The sequence below is a fragment of the Microbacterium sp. SLBN-146 genome (genome assembly GCF_006715145.1).
Taxonomy (GTDB): domain Bacteria; phylum Actinomycetota; class Actinomycetes; order Actinomycetales; family Microbacteriaceae; genus Microbacterium.
Window position 1 is genome coordinate 2,537,875 of sequence record NZ_VFMR01000001.1, and the last position, 20,316, is coordinate 2,558,190.

Genomic DNA, 20,316 nt, shown 5'->3' on the forward strand with positions numbered 1-20,316 from the left:
CTGCACTCGTGCTGGTGATGGGATCACTGCCTTCATCGCCGCAGGACTACTGCAGCTCCGCTGGATGGGGAGGGAACTGCTCCGTCTCCAACACCGGAACACAGGTCGACGTGTCGTCGTCGCAGACCGCCCCGCGCGGGTCCCACGACTCCGCCGGCGATGCTCCCGCCCCACGTCCCGAGCGCAGTCGGACGCCCTACGAGTGCTCGCCGGCGATCGGATGCCGCGAGATCTACACGATGTCGTCGCTCCCCGAGGTCACGGCCGATGATCTGGCTTCCTTCCGGCCTGCCTCGGCGTTCTTCGACACGGAACCGGAGGGGTTCGCGGTCATCGGTCTTCCCACGAACTTCGTCGCGAGCGCGGGGGAGCAGGAGTTGTCGGGTGAGCTCCTCGACTGGCAGGTGACTGTCCGCTTCACGCCCGTCGGCTACCTGTTCGACTACGGAGACGGCACCACGCAGAGCGCCGCGTGGGGAGGCTCCTCGTGGGCAGCGACAGGAGCGGCGCAATTCGCTCCGACGCCGACGAGCCACATCTACCGCAACCGGGGTTCGGTGACACCGCGAGTCACAGTGAGGTATGCGGCATCCGTCGACTTCGGAACGGGATGGCGACCCGTGTCCGGTGTCGTCACCGCGACGACGGTGGGCGGCGTCATCGAGGTGCTCGAGGCACGCACCGCGCTCGTCGAGCACACGTGTCGTGAGCGCCCCGACGCCGCGGGCTGTTGACCGTCGCACCACCCTCTGTGGGCCGTCGCACGTTCTCCTCTGCTGCGCGTCGTGCCGTGCCGCGATCGCGCGGTGCCGGTCCGTGGCCCCACCACGATTCGCCGCGAAACTGCATCTCGCGACCGAGGCAGCGGCCGTATGGTGCAGTCTCGGCTCCGACGTGCAGTCTCGCTGCGACGAGCGGGCGCGGGTGCAGTCTGGCCGGGACCACGGGTGAATGACGAAGGCCCCGGATTCAGTGAATCCGGGGCCTTCTCTTGTTGCGGGGACAGGATTTGAACCTGCGACCTCTGGGTTATGAGCCCAGCGAGCTACCGAACTGCTCCACCCCGCGGCACAAGAGAAAAGCCTAGCACGGGTTCGGAGCGACGTGAACCGCGGGCTGCGACTTGCCCCGCGGATGCCCGCGACGCGAGGATGAGGCATGCCCTCGCCCCGAGACGTCGACCGGCTCGACGACATCGACGACGGTCGTCATGAGACGGCCGACGAGCGCGCAGATCGCAACTGGCTCGAGGTCCTCCAGGAGCTTCGAGTCATGCAGACGGGCACTCAGATCCTGACGGGCTTCCTTCTGGCTCTAGCGTTCCAGCCGGCCTTCGCGGATCTGACCGACGGACAGCGGACGCTCTACCTGTGTCTCATCGTGCTCTCGGCGCTGAGCTCCATCGTCGCGCTCTCGCCCGTGTCGCTCCACCGTGTACTCTTCCGGCGTCGCGCGAAGGCGCGCGTCGTCTCGTTCGGTCACGTCGCGCTCATCATGAGCCTCGTCACGATCGCGGTGCTGCTGATCGGCGTCGTGGCCTTCGTCTTCGATGTCGTGCTCGACGGTGCGGCCTCCTGGGCCGTCGTGGCAGCCCTCTCGGTGGTGCTCATCGTCCTGTGGGTCGTGGCGCCGATCGTCATCAGAATCCGTCATTCCGAGGAGGAGGACTCATGACCGTCTCCGGTTCGACCCCGATCGCCGTCGCCCAGTTCGCCCCCGCGGCGGACGAAGCCGCCAACCTCCGTCTGATGGAGCAGCTCATCGTGACGGCTGTCGGCCGGGGCGCGAAGCTCGTCGTCTTCCCCGAGTACTCGAGCTACTTCGTCGACCCGTTCGACGCGTCGCTGGCGGACCACGCCCAGGATCTCGACGGGCCGTTCACCTCGGCGCTCACAACGTTCGCGTCGCGGCACGACGTCCATGTCGTCGCGGGTCTCCTCGAGACGGGCGACTCCGACCCACGTGTGCGGAACACGGTCGTCGCGGTGGGACCCAACGGTGTCGTCGCCACGTACCGCAAGCTCCACCTCTACGACGCGTTCGGCCAACGGGAGTCGGACTGGGTGCAGCCGGGCGCGCTCACCGGTGCCGAGACATTCGACGTCGACGGGCTCCGGTTCGGACTCATGACCTGCTACGACCTCCGGTTCCCGGAGGTGTCGCGCGTCCTCGCCGACGCAGGATGCGATGTCATCCTCGTTCCCTCCGAGTGGGTCCGAGGACCGCTCAAGGAGCATCACTGGCGGACGCTGGTGCACGCGCGCGCCATCGAGAACACCCTCTTCGTCGCGGCAGCCGACCACCCGCCGCCCCTCGGGGTCGGATCGTCGATGATCGTCGACCCGGCGGGAGTCGAACTCGCGGCGGTCGGAACGACGACCGACGTCGCGGTGGCCTATCTGGACCGTGATGCCGTCACGCGGGTGCGTCGCGTCAATCCGGCCCTCAAGCTCCGCCGCTTCGCCGTCGGCCCGCGCGACGGCGCCTAAGCGCCGAGAGCAGCGAGTCGCGCAGCGGCGTCCTCCAGCACTTCCACCCGCTTGCACGCGGCGAATCGCACGAGGGTCGCATACTGGGCCTCGCGACTCGTGGTCGTGAAGGCCGTCAGCGGGATGGCGACGACACCCGCACGGTCCGGAAGGCTCCTGCAGAACTCCGCGGCATCCGTCACGTGCAACTGTGCCGCGTCGGCCACCGTGAAGTACGACCCGGACGCGACCGATACGTCGAATCCCGCTGATCTCAGACCCGCGCCGAGGATGTCGCGCTTCTCCCGCATCGTTCTGGCGATGCCGTCGAAGAACGCATCGGGAAGTCGCAGGCCCGTCGCGATCGCCGGCTGGAACGGGGCGCCGTTGACGTAGGTGAGGTACTGCTTGACCGCCAGGACGGCGTCGATGAGGGGAGCGGGGCCGGTGACCCACCCGATCTTCCACCCCGTCGTGGAGAACGTCTTGCCGGCGGAGGAGATCGTGAGTGTTCGCGCCCATGCGCCGGGCAGCGTCGCGAGGGGAACATGCGGACCGTCGAACACGAGGTGTTCGTAGACCTCGTCAGTCACGATGAACGCGTCATGGGCGTCGGCGAGCCGGACGATGGCATTCTTCACGTCGGTCGAGAAGCTTGCGCCTGTGGGATTGTGCGGATCATTCACGAGGATGACGCGGGTGCGATCCGTCACGGCTCGCTCGAGTTCCTCGATGTCGGGCTGGAACTCGGGCCAGCGAAGCGGCACCGTGACGAGTCGCGCGCCGGAGAGCGCCGCGATCGCCGCGTAGGAGTCGTAGAAGGGCTCGAACACGACGATCTCGTCGTCGGGTCCGTCGATGAGGCCCAGCAGGGCCGCGGCGAGAGCCTCTGTCGCCCCCGCTGTGACGAGCACGTCGCGGTGCGGATCCAGGGCGATCCCGTAGAAGCGCTCCTGATGTTCTGCGATCGCGTGCAGCAGGTCGGGCATGCCGCGACCAGGCGGATACTGGTTGACCCCGTTGGCGATCGCGGCGCGCGCTGTCTCCAGAACCTCTGCGGGGCCATCCTCGTCCGGGAATCCCTGTCCGAGATTGATCGCGCCAGTCCGGGCCGCGAGTGCCGACATCTCTGCGAAGATCGTGGGGCGGATGCTGCCGTCGTCTGCGACGAGTCCAGCGCCGCGCGCTGTGCGGAGCCAAGCACCGGGAATCTGCTGCATCCGGATCACGCTACTCGCCCTTTGCAGGACGTTCGCATAGACGCATCCCATCGGCAGCATAAGAAATCCACAGACTCGCGCTGCACAGTGGTCACATCTTGGCAGCAGTGGTCAGAGCCTGGCAGAAGGAGCACCGATGAGCGAGAACCAGGGCGAACGCCCCGCCGACGAAATCCCCGAGACACCCGCGACCGAGGAGTCGCCGGCATCCGCCGCGCAGACCCCGTCGCCCGAGACGCCCGCAGCCGGCACCCCGACGGGCGCTCCGGCTCAGGTGATCCCGCCACAGCCTCCCGCGCCCCCCGTCCGCACGACGCCGACGGCACAGACCCCGGATGCGCCGTCGAGCGATGCTCAGGCGGCTGCGGCGCAGGCGCCCGCGCCGACGACACCGCCTCAGGCCCCCGCAGCTCAGGCGCCCGCGTGGCAGCCTCCGCACCCGACCGCCGCGCAGGGCACTGTCCCTCCCGGCTACGCGGGGCCGGGAGCCGCCTACGCACGACCGCAGGCCTACGCCGGGCAGCCGTCCGCTCAGAACCCGTCGTACGCGGGTCAGGCGCCGCAGGGCGCGGCGTTCGGCGCCGTTCACAGCGCGGACGCGCAGCCGACTCTTCCCCTCGGTGACGCACCGATGACGACAGCGCCCAAGCGCGAGAAGTCCGGAAGCGCGGGGAAGATCGTCGGGCTCATGGTCGCTGCAGCTCTCGTGGGCGGTGCCGCCGGCCTCGGCGGCGCGTACGCAGGCGTCAATCTGTTCGCGCCGGCGCCCACCAGCGCCGCGGCAGGACCCTCGACGGTCACGGTCAACGACACCGAGTCCGTCAACCAGACGACGGGCATCGCCACGAAGGCGCTGCCGAGCGTCGTCACGATCGCCGCCGCGTCGAGTTCCGGTTCCGGTACGGGGTCGGGGGTCGTCCTCACGGAGGACGGCTACGTCGTGACGAACACGCACGTCGTGACGCTCGACGGTGCAACCGGCGACGCGTCGATTCGCGTGACGACGTCGGACGGGCGCGTTTTCGACGCGACTGTCGTCGGCACCGACCCCACCTACGACCTCGCCGTGATCAAACTCGAAGGCGCGGAAGATCTCACGCCGATCGAGTTCGCCGACTCGTCCGATCTGAATGTCGGCGACCAGACGGTCGCGGTCGGGGCTCCGCTCGGACTCGCGAACACGGTGACGACGGGGATCGTCAGCGCGCTCAACCGCTCGATCGAGATCGCCTCCTCGGCAGCGCCGGAGGGTGACGCGGAGGAGGACGGGGGCGAGAGCGAGCAGGAGGACGCACCGTTCTTCTTCGACTTCGGCCAGGGACAGCAGGGCTCTGGTTCGAGCGCCGAGAGCATCAAGATCGCCGTGATCCAGACGGATGCCTCGATCAACCCCGGCAACTCGGGCGGGGCGCTCGTCGACGCCGATGGCGCTCTCATCGGGATCAACGTCGCGATCGCCTCGGCGGGAGGGTCCTCGGGATCGTCCGGCTCGATCGGCGTCGGGTTCGCGATCCCCTCGAACGTCGTCGAGCGCATCACGTCGGAGCTCATCGAGAACGGCGTCGCGACGCACGGTCTCCTCGGCGCGAGCGTGCAGTCGGCAGAGTTCGTCGAAGGCGCGTCCATCACGGGGGCCTACATCGCGGAGGTCGTCAGCGGGGGAGCCGCGGAGGCTGCCGGGCTCGAGGTCGGAGATATCGTGACGGAGTTCAACGGCGCGCCGATCAGCGATTCCGTGGACTTGACGGCGCAGGTGCGCGCTGCGGCTGCCGGAAGCGATGCGACGCTCACGTTCGTCCGCGACGGCCGCTCGCAGACGGCGGATGTGACGCTCGGGTCTCTTTCCTGATCCCTGATCCCGTCGAGAAGGACGCCACCCCGCGATAGGCTCGCGGGGTGGCGTCCTTCTCATTCGGCGTGGGAAACGCGCGAAAGCTGGCCGCACTCCCGCTGTACGTCGCAGGTCGCATCGCGACGCTCCTGATCCCGCGTTCGCGTGACGAGTGGGTCTTCGGATGCGGGGCCGGCATCGGTGACGGCGCCCTCGCCCTCTGGGATGAAGCGGCGCGCGACGGTCGCACGGCGGTCTGGCTCGTCGGCTCGGCACGGGAGCGTGCGGACGCCGAGAGTCGCGGCATTCGTACCGTCGCGAAGATGTCGCTCGCAGGTTTCTGGCGGACAGCGCGCGCACGGGTGATCGTCGTCACCCATGGGTTCGGTGACGTCAATCGCTACGCCGTCTCGGGCGGCTTCATTGTGCAGCTGTGGCACGGCATCCCGCTCAAGCGGATCGGTCTCGACTCACCCGAGACGCTGCGCGTGCCGGCACGGTGGGGGAGGCTCGCACCGCTCGCGCGTCGTGCGCTCGGTGTCCTGTACGCGCAGACGACGCGACAGATTCGGATTCTCCCCGCCGCGTCTCATCTCGTGCGGGGTCGGCTCGAATCCGCCTTCTCGCTGTCCGATCCGCAGGTCCCGGTCACGGGGGAGCCGCGGGTCGACGTCCTGTCGCAGGGCGACCCCGCGCAGCGGCAGGCCGACGCGCGGGCGGCGGTGGCGAAGATCCTCAGCCCCGTGGGGGTGTCGCGCCTCCTGCTCTACGCCCCGACCTGGCGAGACGGTGATCCCGATCCGGCCATCCCGACGACCGGGGAGTGGCAGGCGATCCTCGCGGCTCTCGAACGGCATGACGCGATCCTCGTCGTCCGCTCTCATCCGCTGGGCGCGGGGGAGTATTCGCCGACGACGCAGTCGGATCGCGTGCGCTCCCTCGGAAGCGACCTCGCGGCAGACATCACTCCGCTGCTCCCCGCCTTCTCCGCGCTCATCACGGACTACTCGTCGCTCGCCTTCGACGCGACGCTCGTGCCGCTTCCGCTCGTCTTCCTTGCCCCGGATGTCGAGGCCTACTCCCGTCGGCGCGGCTTCTACGGGGCCTATCACGACGTCGCTGGCGAGGATGTCGCGATGGACTGGATGGGGGCGGTGTCGCAGCTCGAGGCGGTTCTCGACGATCCAGGCGAAACGGACCGCCGACTGGAGAGGTCTCGGGCGCTCAGCGAGCGCGTGCACGCCTTCCGCGACGGGGGGAACACGACGCGGGTGTACCGCACGATCCTGGCGGGCCTCGCGCGCGATCAGGCGAAGGGACGACGATGACCACTTCGAGTTTCACGACCGACGGAGAGGATCCGGCGCTCGTTCTGTCGGGCACGGGACCGCGACCCACGGCCGTCGCCCTGGCGGGGCCGCGTGCCCGCGTGGAGGCGCGCGTCACGGGCCGCGGAAAGACGTGGCGCGCCGTGATCCCGCTCGCCGCGGCGAGGTGGGGCGGGCCGGCGCTTCCGCTGCCGACCGGCACCTATCGCCTCGTCATGGAAGGCATCGAGGCCGATCCGCCCGAGCCCCTCGCTCTCGCTCAGCTCGGGACGCTCCGCGCGAGCGTCGATGGTTTCGAGGTCCGCATCGGTCCGCCGGTCGATCCCGCGTACGACTCCGGTGAGGGACAGGACGCGCTCGAGCGGCGCTACGCGACGCGCCCGGGCGGGCTGGAGAACGCCGTCTTCTTCGAGAGCTTCTATGGACGCAACGCCAGCTGCAACCCGCTCGCGATCGATCGCGAGCTCGCGCGGCGAGCGCCGGAAGTCACGCGATACTGGAGCGTCGTCGACCTCTCCGTCCGTGTGCCGGACGGCGCGATCGCCGTTGTGGACGGCAGCCCCGAGTGGTGGCGTGCACGCGGCGCATCCCGGTTGCTCGTGATCAACGACTGGCTCCGGCGACGGTTCTCCCGCCGACCCGGCCAAGTCGTCCTGCAGACGTGGCACGGTACGCCGCTCAAGCGCCTCGCGCTCCACCGCCCGGGGTTCGACCCGCGCCGCATGGTGGCGGTCGTGCGCGAATCCCGGCGATGGAACGTCCTCCTCGCACAGAATCCGTACGCGTCCCGCATCCTCACGAAGGCCTACGCGTTCCTGACACGTCCCGTGTGGGTCGAGGGCTATCCGCGGAACGACGTGCTCGTGACGGGAGGCTCCGACGAGACGCGCACGGCGCTGGGAATCGGCGCCGCAGAGAAGGTGGTGCTGTACGCGCCGACGTGGCGGGACGATCGCGACGAGATGGTCGACTTCATCGATCCCGCCCGACTGGCCCGCGAGCTCGATGCCGTCGTGCTCGTCCGCGGACACTCGCGGACTCTGCAGCCCGGACACGACGCCGAAGGCCCCAGGGTCGTCGACGTCACGGGATTCCCCGACACGTCGCAGCTCCTCCTCCTGGCCGACGCGCTCGTGACGGACTACTCCTCGGTGATGTTCGACTACTCGGCGACGGGTAAGCCCCTGTTCTTCCTCGTGCCCGACATGGAGCACTATCGCGGTGAGCTCCGGGGCTTCTATTTCGATCTCGCCAAGTACGCGCCGGGGCCGCTCGTACGCACGCACGACGAACTCGTCGCGGCGGTGCGCGACCACGATCCTTCCGTCTACGCAGAGAAGTACGCGCGGTGGCGAGCGCAGTTCAACGCGCGGGACGACGGCCGGGCCTCCGAGCGCGTCGTGTCACGGATCCTCGATCAGGGCTTCGTCGACGCCGACTGACGTCAGGGGAGAGGGGTGTTGCGGCTTCCGAGTCGTGACGTGTCGACCGTGTCGTGCGCGCCGCGGAAGACACCGGAGAGGAATCCTGCGCCCCACGCGAGGTGCATCGATGGCAGGACGGCGAGGGTCCACAGCTTGTCGCGCCATCCGTGCCCCCCGCCCCGCCCCGCAGCGACCGCCACGACGAGGGCCGCGTAGGCGACGACGGGCAGATACACAACGGATGCCACGAGCGACCACCATCCTGCGAGGACCCCTGTCAGCTGCAGGGCGCCGACGACGATGGCGAGGCCCATCGCGACTACGAGGAGCGGTGGTGCGAAGAAGCGGAGCGAGTTGCCGCGGCCGAAGCGGCGGACCAGCTCTCCGCGCCACCGTCCCGTCGCCGAGAACTGGCGGACGAGCCGTGACCAGCTTTCGCGCGGCCAGTAGGTGACGGCGAGCGCGGGATCGAACCACACGCGGTACCCGGCCCGCCGGATGCGCAGGTTCAGCTCCCAGTCCTCACCGCGCCTGATCGACTCGTCGAATCCGCCGACCTCGTCGATCACCGCACGCCGCATGACACCGAGGTACGCCGATTCGGCGGGACCCTCGCGGTCCCCACCGTGGTACGCGCCGCCGCCGAGACCGAAGGGGGAGTTGTAGGCGCGCGCAACGGCCCGCTGGAAGGGCGCCTTGCCGTCGGCGCGCATGACGCCACCGACGTTGGCGGCGCGCACGCGTTCCAGCGTCGCCAGCGCATGCCGCGTATAGCCGGGTTCCAACTCGGAGTGCGCATCGACTCGGACGATCGTCTCGTGCGATCCCGCGCGGATCGCGAGGTTGAGACCAACGGGGATGTCGGCAGCGGGGTTGCTCACGAGGATGATCCGGTCGTCGCCGGCGGCGAGGCGCTCGGCAAGCTCGGTCGTACCGTCGGTAGAGGGAGCGAGCGCGATGACGAGCTCGAGCGGACCGTCGATGTCTTGTGCGAGGACCGTTTCGACGGCACGCTCGAGGTACGGGCGTTCGTTGAGCACAGGCATGACGTACGTGACTCCCGCGCCGGTCGGTACGACCGGTGCGTCTTTGCGTCCGTCGGAGACCTGCACGGGTCGATCATGCCACGCACGACGGTGAGTACCCTTGAGGGGTGGCTCTGATCTCGGATGCGAAGAAGGCCGCGGCCCTTGTGCGCAAGGCGCTCGTGAACCGGGCGGCGGTCGCGGACGTGCGGCGGACTCTCGCTCTTTCGGGACCGCACGCACCCGGTCGTTTCCAGGTCGCGGTGTATTTCGCTGACGGCGCTGTGAACATGTACCAGATGCGCCAGTGGTACGAGCCGCTCGCCCAGCTCTCGAAGACATGGCCGGTCGTCGTGCTGAGCCGCGCCGCCACGGGAGCGCAGGCGCTCGTGCGCGACGGGGCCCTCCCCGTCGCGTTCGTCCCCACCGTTCGAGACCTCGAGGCGTACCTCGTCACGCAGGACGTCAGGGTCGTGCTGTACGTCAACCAGAACACCCGGAACTTCCAGATGTTCCGCTACGGCCGTCGCTGGCATGTCTTCATCAATCACGGCGAGTCGGACAAGATGTACATGACCACGAACCAGTTCAAGGCGTACGACTTCGCCTTCGTCGCGGGGGATGCCGCACGAGAGAGACTGGCCCGTGTCCTGTGGGACTACGACCTCGAGGCGCGGACGATCGAGATCGGTCGTCCACAGGCAGACCACTACACGGGTGCTCTTCCCTACACTCCGGACGATCGCCTCGTCGTGCTGTACGCACCCACGTGGGAGGGCGACCGGCCCTCCGCGCACTACGGTTCGATTTCGTCTCATGGGGTGGCGCTCGCACGAGCGCTGCTCGCATCCGGACGCCACCGTCTCATCTACCGTCCGCACCCGCGTTCGGGTGTCGTGGACGACGCCTACGGCGCGGCGAACCGCAGGATCATCGCGGCGATCGCGGCCGCCAATGCTGCCGATCCGTCGGCGCACCACGTCTACGACGACGGTCCCGAACTCGGATGGCAGCTCTCCGCCGCGGATGTCGCTGTCGTCGACATCTCGGCGATGGTCTACGACCGCCTCGCCGCGGACAAGCCGTTGCTCATCACTCGGCCGGTCGACCCCGACGCCGTCATCGACACGCACGGGTACCTCTCCGCGTGCGAGTGGCTGGATGCCTCCGCTGCCCCGCACATCGCGGACGTCGCCGATCGCCTTCTCGCCGATCCGGATGCCACGGCGCGACTCGAACACTGGGCGACCCGCTACTTCGGCGACACTTCGCCCGGCGCGGCCACCCGCCGATTCCACGAGGCCGTCGGCGAACTCATGACCCGCTGGGACGAGTGGCACGCCCTCACCCCGACCGAAGACGAGCAGGATCCCGAGGAAGCCGAGTTCGACGACGAGTCGCTCGCCTGACGCCCGCGTCTTCACTCCCACCCCCACCCCCACCCTCACCCGACCACCGCGAGACAGGCGACTTCGCCGAGGCAGAGTGGGATGCCGCCGTGTTTCGGCGAGATCCCCGGTTTCGCCGCGGGACACAGCGCCCAGGAGTCAGGCGCCGACGAGCCGCTCGATGGCGCGCAAGGGGATCGAGACCCAGGTGGGTCGGTTTCGCGACTCGTAGATCGACTCGTAGACGGCCTTGTCGAGCTCCAGCGCTGCCAGGAGCGGGTCGTCACGGTCGAGAGGCGTTCCGGATGCTGCGGCGTAGGCGTCGATGAAGGCGGTACGGGCGGACCGTGCCCAATCCCGGACGCTTGCCGCGTCGCGACGCGGGTCGTCGAGCCGGATCGAGCCGGCCACGTAGTCGAACGACCTCAGCATCCCGGCGACATCGCGGAGCGCGAGGTCGGGACGCGTGCGCTCGCTCATGGGCCGCAGAGGCTCGCCTTCGAAGTCGACCAGCACCCACCCGCGCTTCGGCACGTGGAGCACCTGGCCGAGATGGTAATCGCCGTGGATGCGCTGCGCCGCGGGCCACCGTCGGGTGGCCGCGCGTCGGTAGACGTCCTCGATCTGCTCGCGGCGCTCGGCGATCCCGGGCACCTCCGCGCTCGCGATCGCGAGGCGTCGCGTCCAGGAGGCCTGCGTCGATTCGCGCTCGTGCGCGTCCATCGACGTCGTCGGGAAGAGCCGAGCGAGCGAAAGGTGGACCTCGGCCGTCGTCGTTCCGAGTGCTGCCGCCCGCTCGCGGAAGTCGTCGCCCGCAGCCGCCGACTGCAACGCGACTCTCCAGGCGTCCTCGACATCGGGCAGGAACTCCTGAGCGAAGGCGAACGAACCCGTGACCCCACCCCGCGCGGTTTCGGAGTCCGGCCACGTCCCCTCGATCGCGCCGACGGCACGGGGGACGTGAGCGGATCCTGCCGCCGCAAGGGCAGAGGCCAGTTCGATATCGGGGTTGAGGCCAGGGTGCACCTGTCGGTAGAGCTTGACGATGATGGGAATCTCGTCGTCGACAGCGGACTCGTAGATGACGGACGTGTTCGACTGCTCGCCTGTCAGGACGGTGGCGGAGCGCGGGGAATCGCCCGGGAGCGCGAGAGCGACGACTCCCTTCGCCGTCGCTCTCGGACCTGCTCCGGTGCCGCCGGAGAGCATCAGACGGACCAGCGCGTCGGTGAAGGCAGGGTCGAATGGCCCGTCGATGAACGTCGTACCTGGCTCCGGGCTCCCGATGATGTGGTCGGGATGGGCATCGACCGTCTCCGTCGCGCGCGCGACGATGGGGATCTGGTAGAGCACGACGGGCAGCGCGCCCTCATCGGCGACGAGATACGTGCGAAGGCGCGTTCCCGCGGCATCCGGCGCAGGCAGTTCCCACCATGCGATGAGACGAAGGCTCGGCGGCCGCCCCTTCGCCGCGTACCACCGCTGTCGCGGCATCCAGGCCGCGAGGCACGCCAATGTGCTGTCCACGGTGCGAGGCTAGGCTGCCGCAGCAGCGGTGTCGAGGCGTGCGTGGGAGCGGTTCCGAGGAGTGCTCGGGTGGGGAGTCACTGCAGGATCGCCACGATCGCTGCGATGACGGACGCCACGGCGAGCACCAGCGCGATGGCGATGAGGACGGCGTGCACGCGGAGGAAGGCGGTGGATCGGCCAGACTCGTCGCGCGCTCGCGGATCTTTCGCGACCCGGCGATAGAAGGTCGGCCAGACGAGCGCGTTGAATGCGGCGTTCGCGAGGAGGAGGCCGATCAGCACCGAGGTCATTCCCCGACTCTATCGGCGCGGTGGGTTCGCATCGGATCCTTGCGGGTCATGACGAGGGTGACATCCAAGCACATGAAAGCACATGCATCAATGCGTCGTGCTCGCAAGCGGCTGGTAGCCACGCTGGAGGCATGAAGGAACCGCGCTCACGAGCGTCTGCGAGAATCGGTCAGCTCGTGCGCGACCTTCGGCATCAGTCGACGATCAGTCGCAAGAAGCTCGCCGATCGCGCGGACATGGACGTGTCGCATCTCGCGCGCATCGAGGCGGGGCAGGGTAATCCGACGATCCATACGATCCTTCAGCTCGCGACGGCGTTGGACGTCGAACCCGAGGTCTTCGTTCGCGGACTGACCGCCGACGATCTGCCCGAGGGTGTCCGGCCCTACTCGGAAGCCGAGATCCTGCGCGAACTCCGACGCCGAGACGGCGGTACCAGCCGCTCTGCCTGATCACGTGACGAACCTCCAGCAGTACTCGAGGTTCGATCCCTCGGGGAACCACGCCACGGTGATGACGGAGTCGTCGGGGTCGCAGCCGCTGAGGCATACGTCGATGCCCTCACCGGGGAGCACGCGACCCCAGTGGAATGTACGACGACCGATGGGCGCTTCGACGAAGACGCGCACGAACTCGAGGCGATCCTTGCTGGCATTGACCACCTGCGGGCGTCCGCGACTCACGCGGTTCACAGTCCAGGGAACAGGGTAGGACGCGGGGGGTGGGGTGTCAGAGGGTGTGACGACGCGCAGCATCCTGTGACGGTATCCACGCCCACCGACGCGATCGTCCGGCGCTCACGTGTCGACGGGTGAGTCTGTGGATCGGAGGTCAGGCGTCAGGCTGGGGAGGAGAGGTCGGCAGTCGATCGCCCGCGAGGGGGACGACGAGCGACGTTGATGCGCCTCCGCCGAAAAGTGCAGTGAGTGCTGGGTCGACGGCTGCCGAGTCGGGGAGTCTGTCCACGGCGGACTCGTCGTCGAGAGGTTCCGAGGGGAGCCCGGCCCACTCGGTCGGATCTTCGGGGCGGTGCTGGAACAAGCCCATGTCAGTCCTCTCCGAGGTCGTCGGGATCTCCTGATCCCTCGATCTCCGTGGCGGTGTCGTTCCTCTTGCGCCGAGGTGTCATCGCGCCGCCCACCTTGCGTGCCGTGCCGCCGACGGCACCTGCCGCGGTCACGACGCCTCCCGCGACGGCGTCACCGGCACGGCGCAGGGCCCGTCCTGCCGTGGACTCCAGCCTGGCGGCTCCGGGTCGAGGCTCGAGATCGGGCGGCAACTGCAGGGGAGGCAGCCCGAAGGCGCGGCGCGACCCCACGAGGACACGACGCCCGAGGATGTGGTTTCCGGTGCCGCCGATGACGGCACCGATGCCGAAGGGGAGAGCCTTGCCGAGCCACGACGCCCCGCCGCGAGCGGCGAACTGGTGGATGAATGCGGTCTTCAGGCGATCGACCAGCGGACCCATCGCCGCGCGAGGAAGGGTCTTGGTGATGACTTCGCCCCAGTAGCGGTCCCGCGTCACACCGCGGCCGGCGGCCTGGCCCGCGAGCTGTGAGACGAGATCGACGCCTTCTTTCCCGAGCATGAGCGTCAGGACGAGCGCGCGAGCACGGTCGGGGTCGGAGACCGGGATGCCGTGCACCTCCGAGAGCGACTGGGCGTAGAGCGCCGTCGCTTCGAGGAATCCGACGGTTTCTACGCCGCTCAGTGCGAGAGTGACCCCCGTGCCGATTCCTGGCACGACAGCGGTTGCGCCCACGGCGGCCCCACCCGTCGTGACGGCAGCGAGATATCGTCGCTCCAACATGCGGACGATCTGTTCCGTCGTAGCATCCCGGTGACGAAGGCGGATGCTGCGCAGATGAGCCACGACGACGGGTCGCTGAACGGCTAGGACGCGATCGAGCAGTCGGATCATACGCGGATGCTCGTCGGAGCCCACGGGAGGAAGCCCTCCCGCCCACGGTGCGTCCTCGGGGAGGGAGTGGATGCGGTGCACCTTCTCAGCCATCACGGCGATCCTACGATCAGCCCGCTGAAGGCCGGCTGAGCGATCGGGTTCAGACGAAGAGGTTTGCTCGCTCGAGGTCTTCGGCGAAGTCGACCTCGACCGCGTAGAGGTCGGAGATGTCGAGCGGAAGGATCTCCAGACCGTCCTCGGCGATGGCCAGCTCGAGCCCGCGCTCGAAGTAGTCCTGGTCGCCGACCCGCGTCAGCTGACGGACGAACGCCTTCTTGTCTGCGCGGGAGATGTAGTTGATCCCGACCGCTTCGCCGATACCGTTCGCGACGGTCTTCGACAGTTCCGCGATGCGACCGCGTGCGTCGACGGTGTACTTGACCTCTTCGTCGCTCACCTTCGACGTGTTGACCGTGACGAAGGACTGATCGCGCTCGATCAATTCGATCGCTCGCCCGAGAACGCGCGGATCGAAGACGACGTCGCCGTTCATCCAGAGCACGCTGCTGCGACCGGTCTTCACAAGGGCGCGAAGAAGGCTCTTCGACGTGTTGGTCTGGTCGTAGAGGTCGTTGTAGACGTAGTCCGTCTCGGGGAACGCCTCGACGATCGCCTCAGCGCGGTAGCCGACGACAGCCGTGACAGCGGCGTCATCGCCGAAGGCGGCGCGGATGTTGTCGTGCTGCTGCTGCATGATGCTGCGGCCGTCGCTCAGTTCGGTGAGCGGCTTGGGCAGGCTGCGGCCGAGGCGCGAGCCCATTCCGGCTGCGAGGATGACGGTCTGAAGAGTCAAGGTGTGCTCCTGAAGTGCGTGGTTCATCGGCGATTCACCGAATCGACACCTCGTCGTGCCTCCGCCATGGTAGCGATATCGCCTGGGAAGGCGCATAATCATTGACCGCCGTTGTTCATTCGTGATATTTCCGACCTATCAACACTCGCAGCGATCCCAATGCTCGGGTTCGGCGGGGGGTTGATACCGTTGAACGGTGACTGCCTCACTCCCGGTGCCACATGAGCCGCTTCCGGACGACCCGGACGGCGACGGCGCGCCCGCGAGCGACGGCAGGATCGTCGAGTTCGTGAAGAACCCGCGGAACACGTCGGAAGGTGGCGCTCGTCCGGTGTCGGCGCGATCGAAGCGCGCACCGAAGTCGCGCGCTCCCCGCGCCCGCACCCCGCAGGTGGTGGCCCCCGATCCGGGCCCGCCACCGCCTCTCCCTCCTGCCATCGGCCGGGATTCGGCGACACCGCCTCCCCGCCCGGAAGCTCCTCGCGGATCCTCAGCCGACAGGGCTCCGGTGCTTCCTCCCAAGCCCCCGATGCCGGCGGAGGTCGCTGCAGCGGCAGCGGCGGAACTCGCAGCCGTCGCGGCTCCCGTCAGCGCGCCGATCGAGGTCGAACGAGAGCTTCCGATCGCGCAAGAAGCCCAACCCGAGTCGATCGCTGAGCCGGAGCCGGCGCCCGTCGCCGAGGCTGAGCCGGAGCTCGTCGCCGAGCCGGATCCGGCGCCCGTCGCTGAGCCTGAGCTCGAGCCCGTCGCCGAGCCAGAGTCTGAGCCGGCGCCCGTCGCCGAGGCTGAGCAAGAGACCGTCGCGGAGTCTGAGTTCGTCGCGGAGCCGGAGACCGTCGACGAGACGGCCGACGCCGAGCCCGCCGAGGTCGACAACGAGTCATCGGAAGCCCCCGTCCTCGATGTCGTCGGGTACGCGGAGCTGGTCGACCTGGCTCCCGGACTCGTCGAGGACGACGTCGACCGCGACGATGACGACGACCCGCTCGCGTACGTGTACGAACAGGCGCGTCTGGAGGCTTCGCTCGATGAGGAGTCCTCCGCGCTCGTCCTGCGCGGCGTCTCGAAGTCCTTCGGTGACATGACCGCCGTCGAGGCCATCGACCTCACAGTGCCGGCCGGGACGTTCTACGGGCTGGTCGGGCCGAACGGCGCGGGAAAGACGACGACACTGTCGATGATCGCGGGTCTCCTGACTCCCGACCGCGGTGTCATCCGCGTCGGCGGTGTGGACGCGGCATCCGATCCTCTTGGTGCCAAGAAGCTCATGGGCGTGCTGCCCGACAGGCTCCGCACCTTCGACCGCCTGACCGGCAGGCAGCTGTTGTATTACTACGGCATCCTGCGGGGGCTCCCGGCACGGGTCGTGGAAAGTCGCAGCGCCGATCTCGCTCGCGCGTTCGATCTCACTGACTCCCTCGGCCGTGTCGTCAGCGACTACTCCGCCGGCATGCTCAAGAAGGTCATGCTCGCGGGAGCGATGATCCATTCACCGCGCGTCCTCGTTCTCGATGAACCGTTCGAATCGGTCGACCCCGTCTCGAGCGCCGTCATCCTCGACATCCTTTCGGCCTACGTTGCGCACGGCGGCACAGTGATCCTCTCCAGCCACGGTATGGAACTCGTCGAACGGGTCTGCACGCGCGTCGCCGTCATCGTCGCGGGCCAGGTGCTCGCCGAGGGGACGATCGACGAGGTGCGTGGCGAGCTCACTCTCGAACAGCGCTTCGTGGAACTCGCCGGCGGCCTCAGCGACGTGGAGGGGCTCGAGTGGTTGCACACGTTCTCCGACTGAGATTCGCGCTGCTCGTCGGCGCGCTGCGGGGGAGCGTGGGTCACGTGACCCGTCTGGTCATCGGTGGGGTCCTGCTGATCGCCTTGACGATCGCGGCCTGTTGGGCGCTGATCTCGCTCGGCGACGCTCCTGTCGAGGAGCTGTTCGCCGTCACGGTGCTCGGCGGCTCGGCGATCACTCTCGGGTTCGCCATCGCGCCTGCTGTCCTCGGCGTGGATGATCCGCTCGATCCTCGGCGTTTCGCTCTCCTCGCACTCCACCGCGGAAGACTCTCGGCCGCCATTGTGGTCGCGGCGTTCGTCAGTGTTCCCGTGATCGCGACGCTCGCGGTCGCGATCACCTCTGCCGTGGTCTGGGGGCGTCAGGGAGCGTCGTGGATCGCGGGTGCTCTGAGCGTCCTCGTCGTCGTGACGACCTGCGTCCTGGCGGCGCGGGTCTTCCTCGCCCTCTCGACGCTCTTTCTCCGCGAGCGCCAGTCGCGCGAGCTCAGCGGCCTCTTCATGCTCGTCGTGATCGTCGTGCTCGTCCCCGCGGGAGTCTTCGTGGCGTCGCTCGACTGGGACGGCGCCGTTCCTTCCGAGTTGGCCGGTGCCGTGTCGATTCTCGCGCTCACGCCGCTCGGCGCGGGCTGGGCGATCCCTGCCGCTCTCGCGGGCAGTGCCGGAGTGGCACCGGTCGCTGTCGCGATCGTGACGCTCGTCGCTCTCGCCGGCGCGTGGTGGTGGCTCGTGCGACGGCTCCTCACGACGACGGAGCGTCCCGCGACGAGTCGCGAACGCGCGGGACTCGGGTGGTTCGCGATCGCGCCCGGCACTCCGGGGGGAGCGATCGCGGCACGCAGTCTCCTGTACTGGTCCCGCGATCGCCGGTACCTCATGAACCTCGTCGTGATCCCGGTCGCGGCTGTCGTCACGATCGTGCCGCTGCTGGTCGCCGGCGTGCCGCTCGAGGTCGCTGTCCTCGTCCCCGTGCCGTTCGCGGCTCTCTTCCTCGGCTGGCTTCCGCACAACGACGTGGCGTACGACTCGAGCGCGGTCTGGATGCATCTCGCGAGCGGCGTGCACGGCATCTCCGATCGGATCGGGCGACTCGTCCCCGTCCTTCTGATCGGGGTGCCCATGCTCGCTGTCGCGGTGCCCGTCGCAGCGGCGCTTCACGGAGACTGGAGCATCCTCCCCGCGCTCGTCGGTGTCAGCGCCTGCCTGTTCTTCTCGGGTCTCGGGCTTTCCAGCATCGCCTCGGTGGTCGCACCGTACGCCGTGTCCCGCCCGGGCGAGAGTCCCTTCCAGCAGCCGCAGCGCACCGGCTCGGCGGGCGCGCTCGCGCAGGCGGGCGTCATGCTCGGGGCGATCATCGTGACCTCACCGGCCCTCTGGTGGTCGTGGGAAGCGCTGACGGAGGATCCCGAGGCGGCCACGACGGCGCTCTGGGGCGGCCTCGCGATCGGTGCGGGCGTCCTCATCGTCGGCCTGCTGGTCGGTTCACTCGTCTTCCGGATGCGCGGTGGGCGACTCATGGAGTTCGCGGAATCGACGTGAGTGCGGATGCCGCGGCATCCGTCACGACCCGCCCTGAGGCACGGGTCCGCGGCTAGACTGCTTGACCATGAGCACTCCGCTGGACAGCCCCGACCAGGGGGGACTTGCGACTCTCGACCGCGAACTCGAAGAGCTCATTCGCGAAGAGAGCATCGAGCCGGGCGACCATGAGCGGTTCTCGCACTACGTCAAGAAGGACAAGATCCTCGAGTCGGCGATCACCGGCAAGCCGGTCAGGGCGCTGTGCGGCAAGAAGTGGACGCCGGGGCGCGACCCCGAGAAGTTCCCCGTCTGCCCGACGTGCAAAGAGATCTACGAGTCCCTCAACTTCTGACTGCCCTGCACGCGAGTCGTGGGGCGGCCGACGCGATCAGCGCTGGACGAACACCGTGGGGATCGCCGGATCCGACCGGCTGAGGGCGAGCGCTCGAACGGGAAGCTCCTCGCGCACACGCTCGTGATGCGCGCGGGCGGCCGCGACGCCCACCCGACCTTCGCAGGCGTTATCGATGTCGCCTCGCTCGGCCAGCACGACCTGGAGAGGCCGCGCGTCGGGGTGCGCCGCATCTACCGCGGGTGACGTGTCGAAGCCGTCGGCGACGATGATCTGCTCGCTCGTGGCGGTGCCGTCATCGAGCGCGCGGAACGCGGTCTTGCGACCGCCTCTCGACGCCTTGTCGGTCGACGCCTTCGCTACGGGAACCCAGCCGCCGTCGGCGTCCTGTCGCGCGACGAGCTTGTAGACCATCCCGGCTGTCGGAACTCCCGAGCCTGTCACGACCGACGTCCCCACGCCGTAGGCGTCGACGGGCGAGGCGGCGAGTGCGGCGATCGCGAACTCGTCGAGGTCACTCGTCACCGTGATCCGCGTTCTGGTCGCGCCCAGAGCGTCCAGCTGCTCGCGCACAGCCGCGGCGACGGTCGGCAGATCGCCGGAATCGAGGCGGACTCCGCCGAGCTCCGTGCCGGCGACGCGGATGGCCGTTTCGACACCTGTCCGGATGTCGTAGGTGTCGACGAGGAGCGTCGTGTCGGTCCCGAGGGCCGAGATCTGGGCTCGGAAGGCGTCCTCTTCCGTGTCGTGCAGCAGCGTCCACGCGTGGGCGGCGGTCCCCATCGTGGGAACGCCCCACGCACGTCCTGCTTCGAGATTGGATGTTGCCCCGAAACCTGCGATGTAGGCGGCGCGTGCTGCCGCGACGGCGGACTGCTCGCCCGCGCGGCGCGATCCCATCTCGGCGAGCGGTCGATCTCCCGCAGCGACGCTCATACGCGCCGCTGCTGTGGCAACGGCGCTGTCGTGATTGAGCACGCTGAGCGCGAGGGTCTCGAGCACGACGGCTTCCGCGAACGTTCCCTCGATCGTGAGGACGGGCGACCCGGGGAAGTAGAGCTCGCCCTCGCGGTATCCCGTGATCGTGCCGGTGAAGCGGTAGTCCTCGAGGTAGTCCAAGGTCGCGGGGTCTACGACGTGCTCGTCGCGGAGGAACGCGAGCTCCTCGTGTCCGAATCGGAAGTCGCGGATGAGACTCAAGAGTCGTCCCGTTCCGGCGACGACGCCGAACCGTCGTCCTCCCGAGAGGCGCCGACCGAACACTTCGAAGACGCAGCGGCGCCCGGCGGTGCCGTCCTGAAGGGCCGCGTCGAGCATCGTGAGTTCGTAACGGTCTGTGTGCAGGGCGCTGCTGCGCGACTCGCTCATGCGGGCAAGCCTACTGAGCCG

At 68.7% G+C, this 20,316-nt stretch carries 19 protein-coding genes and 1 tRNA gene; 11 read left to right on the forward strand and 9 right to left on the reverse strand.

Features of this window, described 5'->3' with window-relative positions:
* The first annotated feature begins 17 nt into the window (after window positions 1-17).
* Window positions 18-734, forward strand: coding sequence for a hypothetical protein (locus FBY39_RS11120; protein WP_141932356.1), 717 nt, complete (start codon window positions 18-20; stop codon window positions 732-734).
* Between the two features lie 260 nt (window positions 735-994).
* Here FBY39_RS11120 and FBY39_RS11125 read toward each other — a convergent pair.
* A tRNA-Met gene (locus FBY39_RS11125) sits at window positions 995-1,068 on the reverse strand.
* A gap of 90 nt (window positions 1,069-1,158) precedes the next feature.
* Between FBY39_RS11125 and FBY39_RS11130 the strand changes: the two genes are divergently transcribed.
* Together FBY39_RS11130 and FBY39_RS11135 are read left to right on the forward strand one after the other, a co-directional pair.
* Window positions 1,159-1,674 carry a DUF6328 family protein gene (locus tag FBY39_RS11130; protein WP_141932357.1) on the forward strand — a complete coding sequence of 172 codons (516 nt, stop codon included), beginning with the start codon at window positions 1,159-1,161 and terminating at the stop codon, window positions 1,672-1,674.
* The gene (locus FBY39_RS11135) at window positions 1,671-2,489 is read left to right on the forward strand and encodes a carbon-nitrogen hydrolase family protein (protein WP_141932358.1); all 819 of its coding nucleotides are present in this window, start codon (window positions 1,671-1,673) and stop codon (window positions 2,487-2,489) included. Before FBY39_RS11130 ends, FBY39_RS11135 begins: the two co-directional genes overlap by 4 nt.
* Here FBY39_RS11135 and FBY39_RS11140 read toward each other — a convergent pair.
* Window positions 2,486-3,688, reverse strand: coding sequence for an aminotransferase class I/II-fold pyridoxal phosphate-dependent enzyme (locus FBY39_RS11140; RefSeq protein WP_141932359.1), 1,203 nt, complete (start codon window positions 3,686-3,688; stop codon window positions 2,486-2,488). The two genes, FBY39_RS11135 and FBY39_RS11140, sit on opposite strands and share 4 nt — an antisense overlap.
* A gap of 136 nt (window positions 3,689-3,824) precedes the next feature.
* Here FBY39_RS11140 and FBY39_RS11145 point away from each other — a divergent pair, with 136 nt between their 5' ends.
* The 3 genes from FBY39_RS11145 to FBY39_RS11155 are packed head-to-tail and all read left to right on the forward strand — an operon-like array spanning window position 3,825 to window position 8,289.
* On the forward strand, window positions 3,825-5,537 hold the full coding sequence (locus tag FBY39_RS11145) for a S1C family serine protease (RefSeq protein ID WP_141932360.1): 1,713 nt from the start codon (window positions 3,825-3,827) through the stop codon (window positions 5,535-5,537).
* 47 nt (window positions 5,538-5,584) lie between these two features.
* Entirely contained in the window at window positions 5,585-6,847 is a 1,263-nt protein-coding gene (locus FBY39_RS11150) for a CDP-glycerol glycerophosphotransferase family protein (RefSeq protein WP_141932361.1), read from the forward strand.
* Window positions 6,844-8,289, forward strand: a complete 1,446-nt coding sequence (locus FBY39_RS11155) for a CDP-glycerol glycerophosphotransferase family protein (protein ID WP_141932362.1) — start codon at window positions 6,844-6,846, stop codon at window positions 8,287-8,289. The genes FBY39_RS11150 and FBY39_RS11155 overlap by 4 nt, the downstream gene beginning before the upstream one ends.
* Before the next feature lie 2 nt (window positions 8,290-8,291).
* Here FBY39_RS11155 and FBY39_RS11160 read toward each other — a convergent pair whose 3' ends face one another.
* Entirely contained in the window at window positions 8,292-9,317 is a 1,026-nt protein-coding gene (locus FBY39_RS11160) for a glycosyltransferase family 2 protein (RefSeq protein WP_141934133.1), read from the reverse strand.
* Window positions 9,318-9,424: 107 nt separating this feature from the next.
* Between FBY39_RS11160 and FBY39_RS11165 the strand changes: the two genes are divergently transcribed.
* On the forward strand, window positions 9,425-10,705 hold the full coding sequence (locus FBY39_RS11165; RefSeq protein ID WP_141932363.1) for a CDP-glycerol glycerophosphotransferase family protein: 1,281 nt from the start codon (window positions 9,425-9,427) through the stop codon (window positions 10,703-10,705).
* Between the two features lie 138 nt (window positions 10,706-10,843).
* Here the strand turns inward: FBY39_RS11165 and FBY39_RS11170 are convergent, their stop codons facing one another.
* Both FBY39_RS11170 and FBY39_RS11175 read right to left on the reverse strand, forming a co-directional pair.
* The gene (locus tag FBY39_RS11170) at window positions 10,844-12,211 is read right to left on the reverse strand and encodes a maltokinase N-terminal cap-like domain-containing protein (RefSeq protein WP_141932364.1); all 1,368 of its coding nucleotides are present in this window, start codon (window positions 12,209-12,211) and stop codon (window positions 10,844-10,846) included.
* A gap of 77 nt (window positions 12,212-12,288) precedes the next feature.
* On the reverse strand, window positions 12,289-12,504 hold the full coding sequence (locus tag FBY39_RS11175) for an SCO4848 family membrane protein (RefSeq protein ID WP_141932365.1): 216 nt from the start codon (window positions 12,502-12,504) through the stop codon (window positions 12,289-12,291).
* 131 nt (window positions 12,505-12,635) lie between these two features.
* Here FBY39_RS11175 and FBY39_RS16460 point away from each other — a divergent pair, with 131 nt between their 5' ends.
* Window positions 12,636-12,956, forward strand: coding sequence for a helix-turn-helix domain-containing protein (locus tag FBY39_RS16460; protein WP_160133101.1), 321 nt, complete (start codon window positions 12,636-12,638; stop codon window positions 12,954-12,956).
* Here the strand turns inward: FBY39_RS16460 and FBY39_RS11185 are convergent, their stop codons facing one another.
* The 3 genes from FBY39_RS11185 to FBY39_RS11195 form a co-directional block, all read right to left on the reverse strand.
* Window positions 12,957-13,187 (reverse strand): hypothetical protein, encoded by a 231-nt coding sequence (locus FBY39_RS11185; RefSeq protein WP_141932367.1) that lies wholly within the window; start codon window positions 13,185-13,187, stop codon window positions 12,957-12,959.
* Between the two features lie 365 nt (window positions 13,188-13,552).
* The gene (locus FBY39_RS11190; protein ID WP_141932368.1) at window positions 13,553-14,518 is read right to left on the reverse strand and encodes a hypothetical protein; all 966 of its coding nucleotides are present in this window, start codon (window positions 14,516-14,518) and stop codon (window positions 13,553-13,555) included.
* A gap of 49 nt (window positions 14,519-14,567) precedes the next feature.
* Entirely contained in the window at window positions 14,568-15,260 is a 693-nt protein-coding gene (locus FBY39_RS11195; protein WP_141932369.1) for an NTP transferase domain-containing protein, read from the reverse strand.
* Window positions 15,261-15,789: 529 nt separating this feature from the next.
* On the opposite strand from FBY39_RS11195, the gene FBY39_RS11200 reads away from it, so the two are divergent.
* The 3 genes from FBY39_RS11200 to FBY39_RS11210 all read left to right on the forward strand — a co-directional run bounded on the left by FBY39_RS11200 (window position 15,790) and on the right by FBY39_RS11210 (window position 18,927).
* Window positions 15,790-17,055, forward strand: a complete 1,266-nt coding sequence (locus FBY39_RS11200; protein ID WP_141932370.1) for an ATP-binding cassette domain-containing protein — start codon at window positions 15,790-15,792, stop codon at window positions 17,053-17,055.
* A 44-nt stretch (window positions 17,056-17,099) separates the two neighbouring features.
* The gene (locus tag FBY39_RS11205) at window positions 17,100-18,593 is read left to right on the forward strand and encodes a hypothetical protein (protein WP_313901698.1); all 1,494 of its coding nucleotides are present in this window, start codon (window positions 17,100-17,102) and stop codon (window positions 18,591-18,593) included.
* A 67-nt stretch (window positions 18,594-18,660) separates the two neighbouring features.
* Window positions 18,661-18,927 (forward strand): DUF3039 domain-containing protein, encoded by a 267-nt coding sequence (locus FBY39_RS11210; RefSeq protein ID WP_141932372.1) that lies wholly within the window; start codon window positions 18,661-18,663, stop codon window positions 18,925-18,927.
* 36 nt (window positions 18,928-18,963) lie between these two features.
* Here FBY39_RS11210 and FBY39_RS11215 read toward each other — a convergent pair whose 3' ends face one another.
* Entirely contained in the window at window positions 18,964-20,295 is a 1,332-nt protein-coding gene (locus FBY39_RS11215) for a nicotinate phosphoribosyltransferase (RefSeq protein ID WP_141932373.1), read from the reverse strand.
* Between the last annotated feature and the right edge of the window lie 21 nt (window positions 20,296-20,316).

What these genes read in the sequence shown, in the direction of transcription:
- FBY39_RS16460 (WP_160133101.1), top strand. Translation starts at nt 12,636, where the DNA reads ATGAAGGAACCGCGCTCACGAGCGTCTGCGAGAATCGGTCAGCTCGTG.
- FBY39_RS11190 (WP_141932368.1), bottom strand. Translation starts at nt 14,518, where the DNA reads ATGGCTGAGAAGGTGCACCGCATCCACTCCCTCCCCGAGGACGCACCG.
- FBY39_RS11210 (WP_141932372.1), top strand. Translation starts at nt 18,661, where the DNA reads ATGAGCACTCCGCTGGACAGCCCCGACCAGGGGGGACTTGCGACTCTC.
- FBY39_RS11200 (WP_141932370.1), top strand. Translation starts at nt 15,790, where the DNA reads ATGCCGGCGGAGGTCGCTGCAGCGGCAGCGGCGGAACTCGCAGCCGTC.
- FBY39_RS11140 (WP_141932359.1), bottom strand. Translation starts at nt 3,688, where the DNA reads ATGCAGCAGATTCCCGGTGCTTGGCTCCGCACAGCGCGCGGCGCTGGA.
- FBY39_RS11155 (WP_141932362.1), top strand. Translation starts at nt 6,844, where the DNA reads ATGACCACTTCGAGTTTCACGACCGACGGAGAGGATCCGGCGCTCGTT.
- FBY39_RS11160 (WP_141934133.1), bottom strand. Translation starts at nt 9,317, where the DNA reads ATGCCTGTGCTCAACGAACGCCCGTACCTCGAGCGTGCCGTCGAAACG.
- FBY39_RS11135 (WP_141932358.1), top strand. Translation starts at nt 1,671, where the DNA reads ATGACCGTCTCCGGTTCGACCCCGATCGCCGTCGCCCAGTTCGCCCCC.
- FBY39_RS11215 (WP_141932373.1), bottom strand. Translation starts at nt 20,295, where the DNA reads ATGAGCGAGTCGCGCAGCAGCGCCCTGCACACAGACCGTTACGAACTC.
- FBY39_RS11120 (WP_141932356.1), top strand. Translation starts at nt 18, where the DNA reads ATGGGATCACTGCCTTCATCGCCGCAGGACTACTGCAGCTCCGCTGGA.
- FBY39_RS11175 (WP_141932365.1), bottom strand. Translation starts at nt 12,504, where the DNA reads ATGACCTCGGTGCTGATCGGCCTCCTCCTCGCGAACGCCGCATTCAAC.
- FBY39_RS11145 (WP_141932360.1), top strand. Translation starts at nt 3,825, where the DNA reads ATGAGCGAGAACCAGGGCGAACGCCCCGCCGACGAAATCCCCGAGACA.
- FBY39_RS11130 (WP_141932357.1), top strand. Translation starts at nt 1,159, where the DNA reads ATGCCCTCGCCCCGAGACGTCGACCGGCTCGACGACATCGACGACGGT.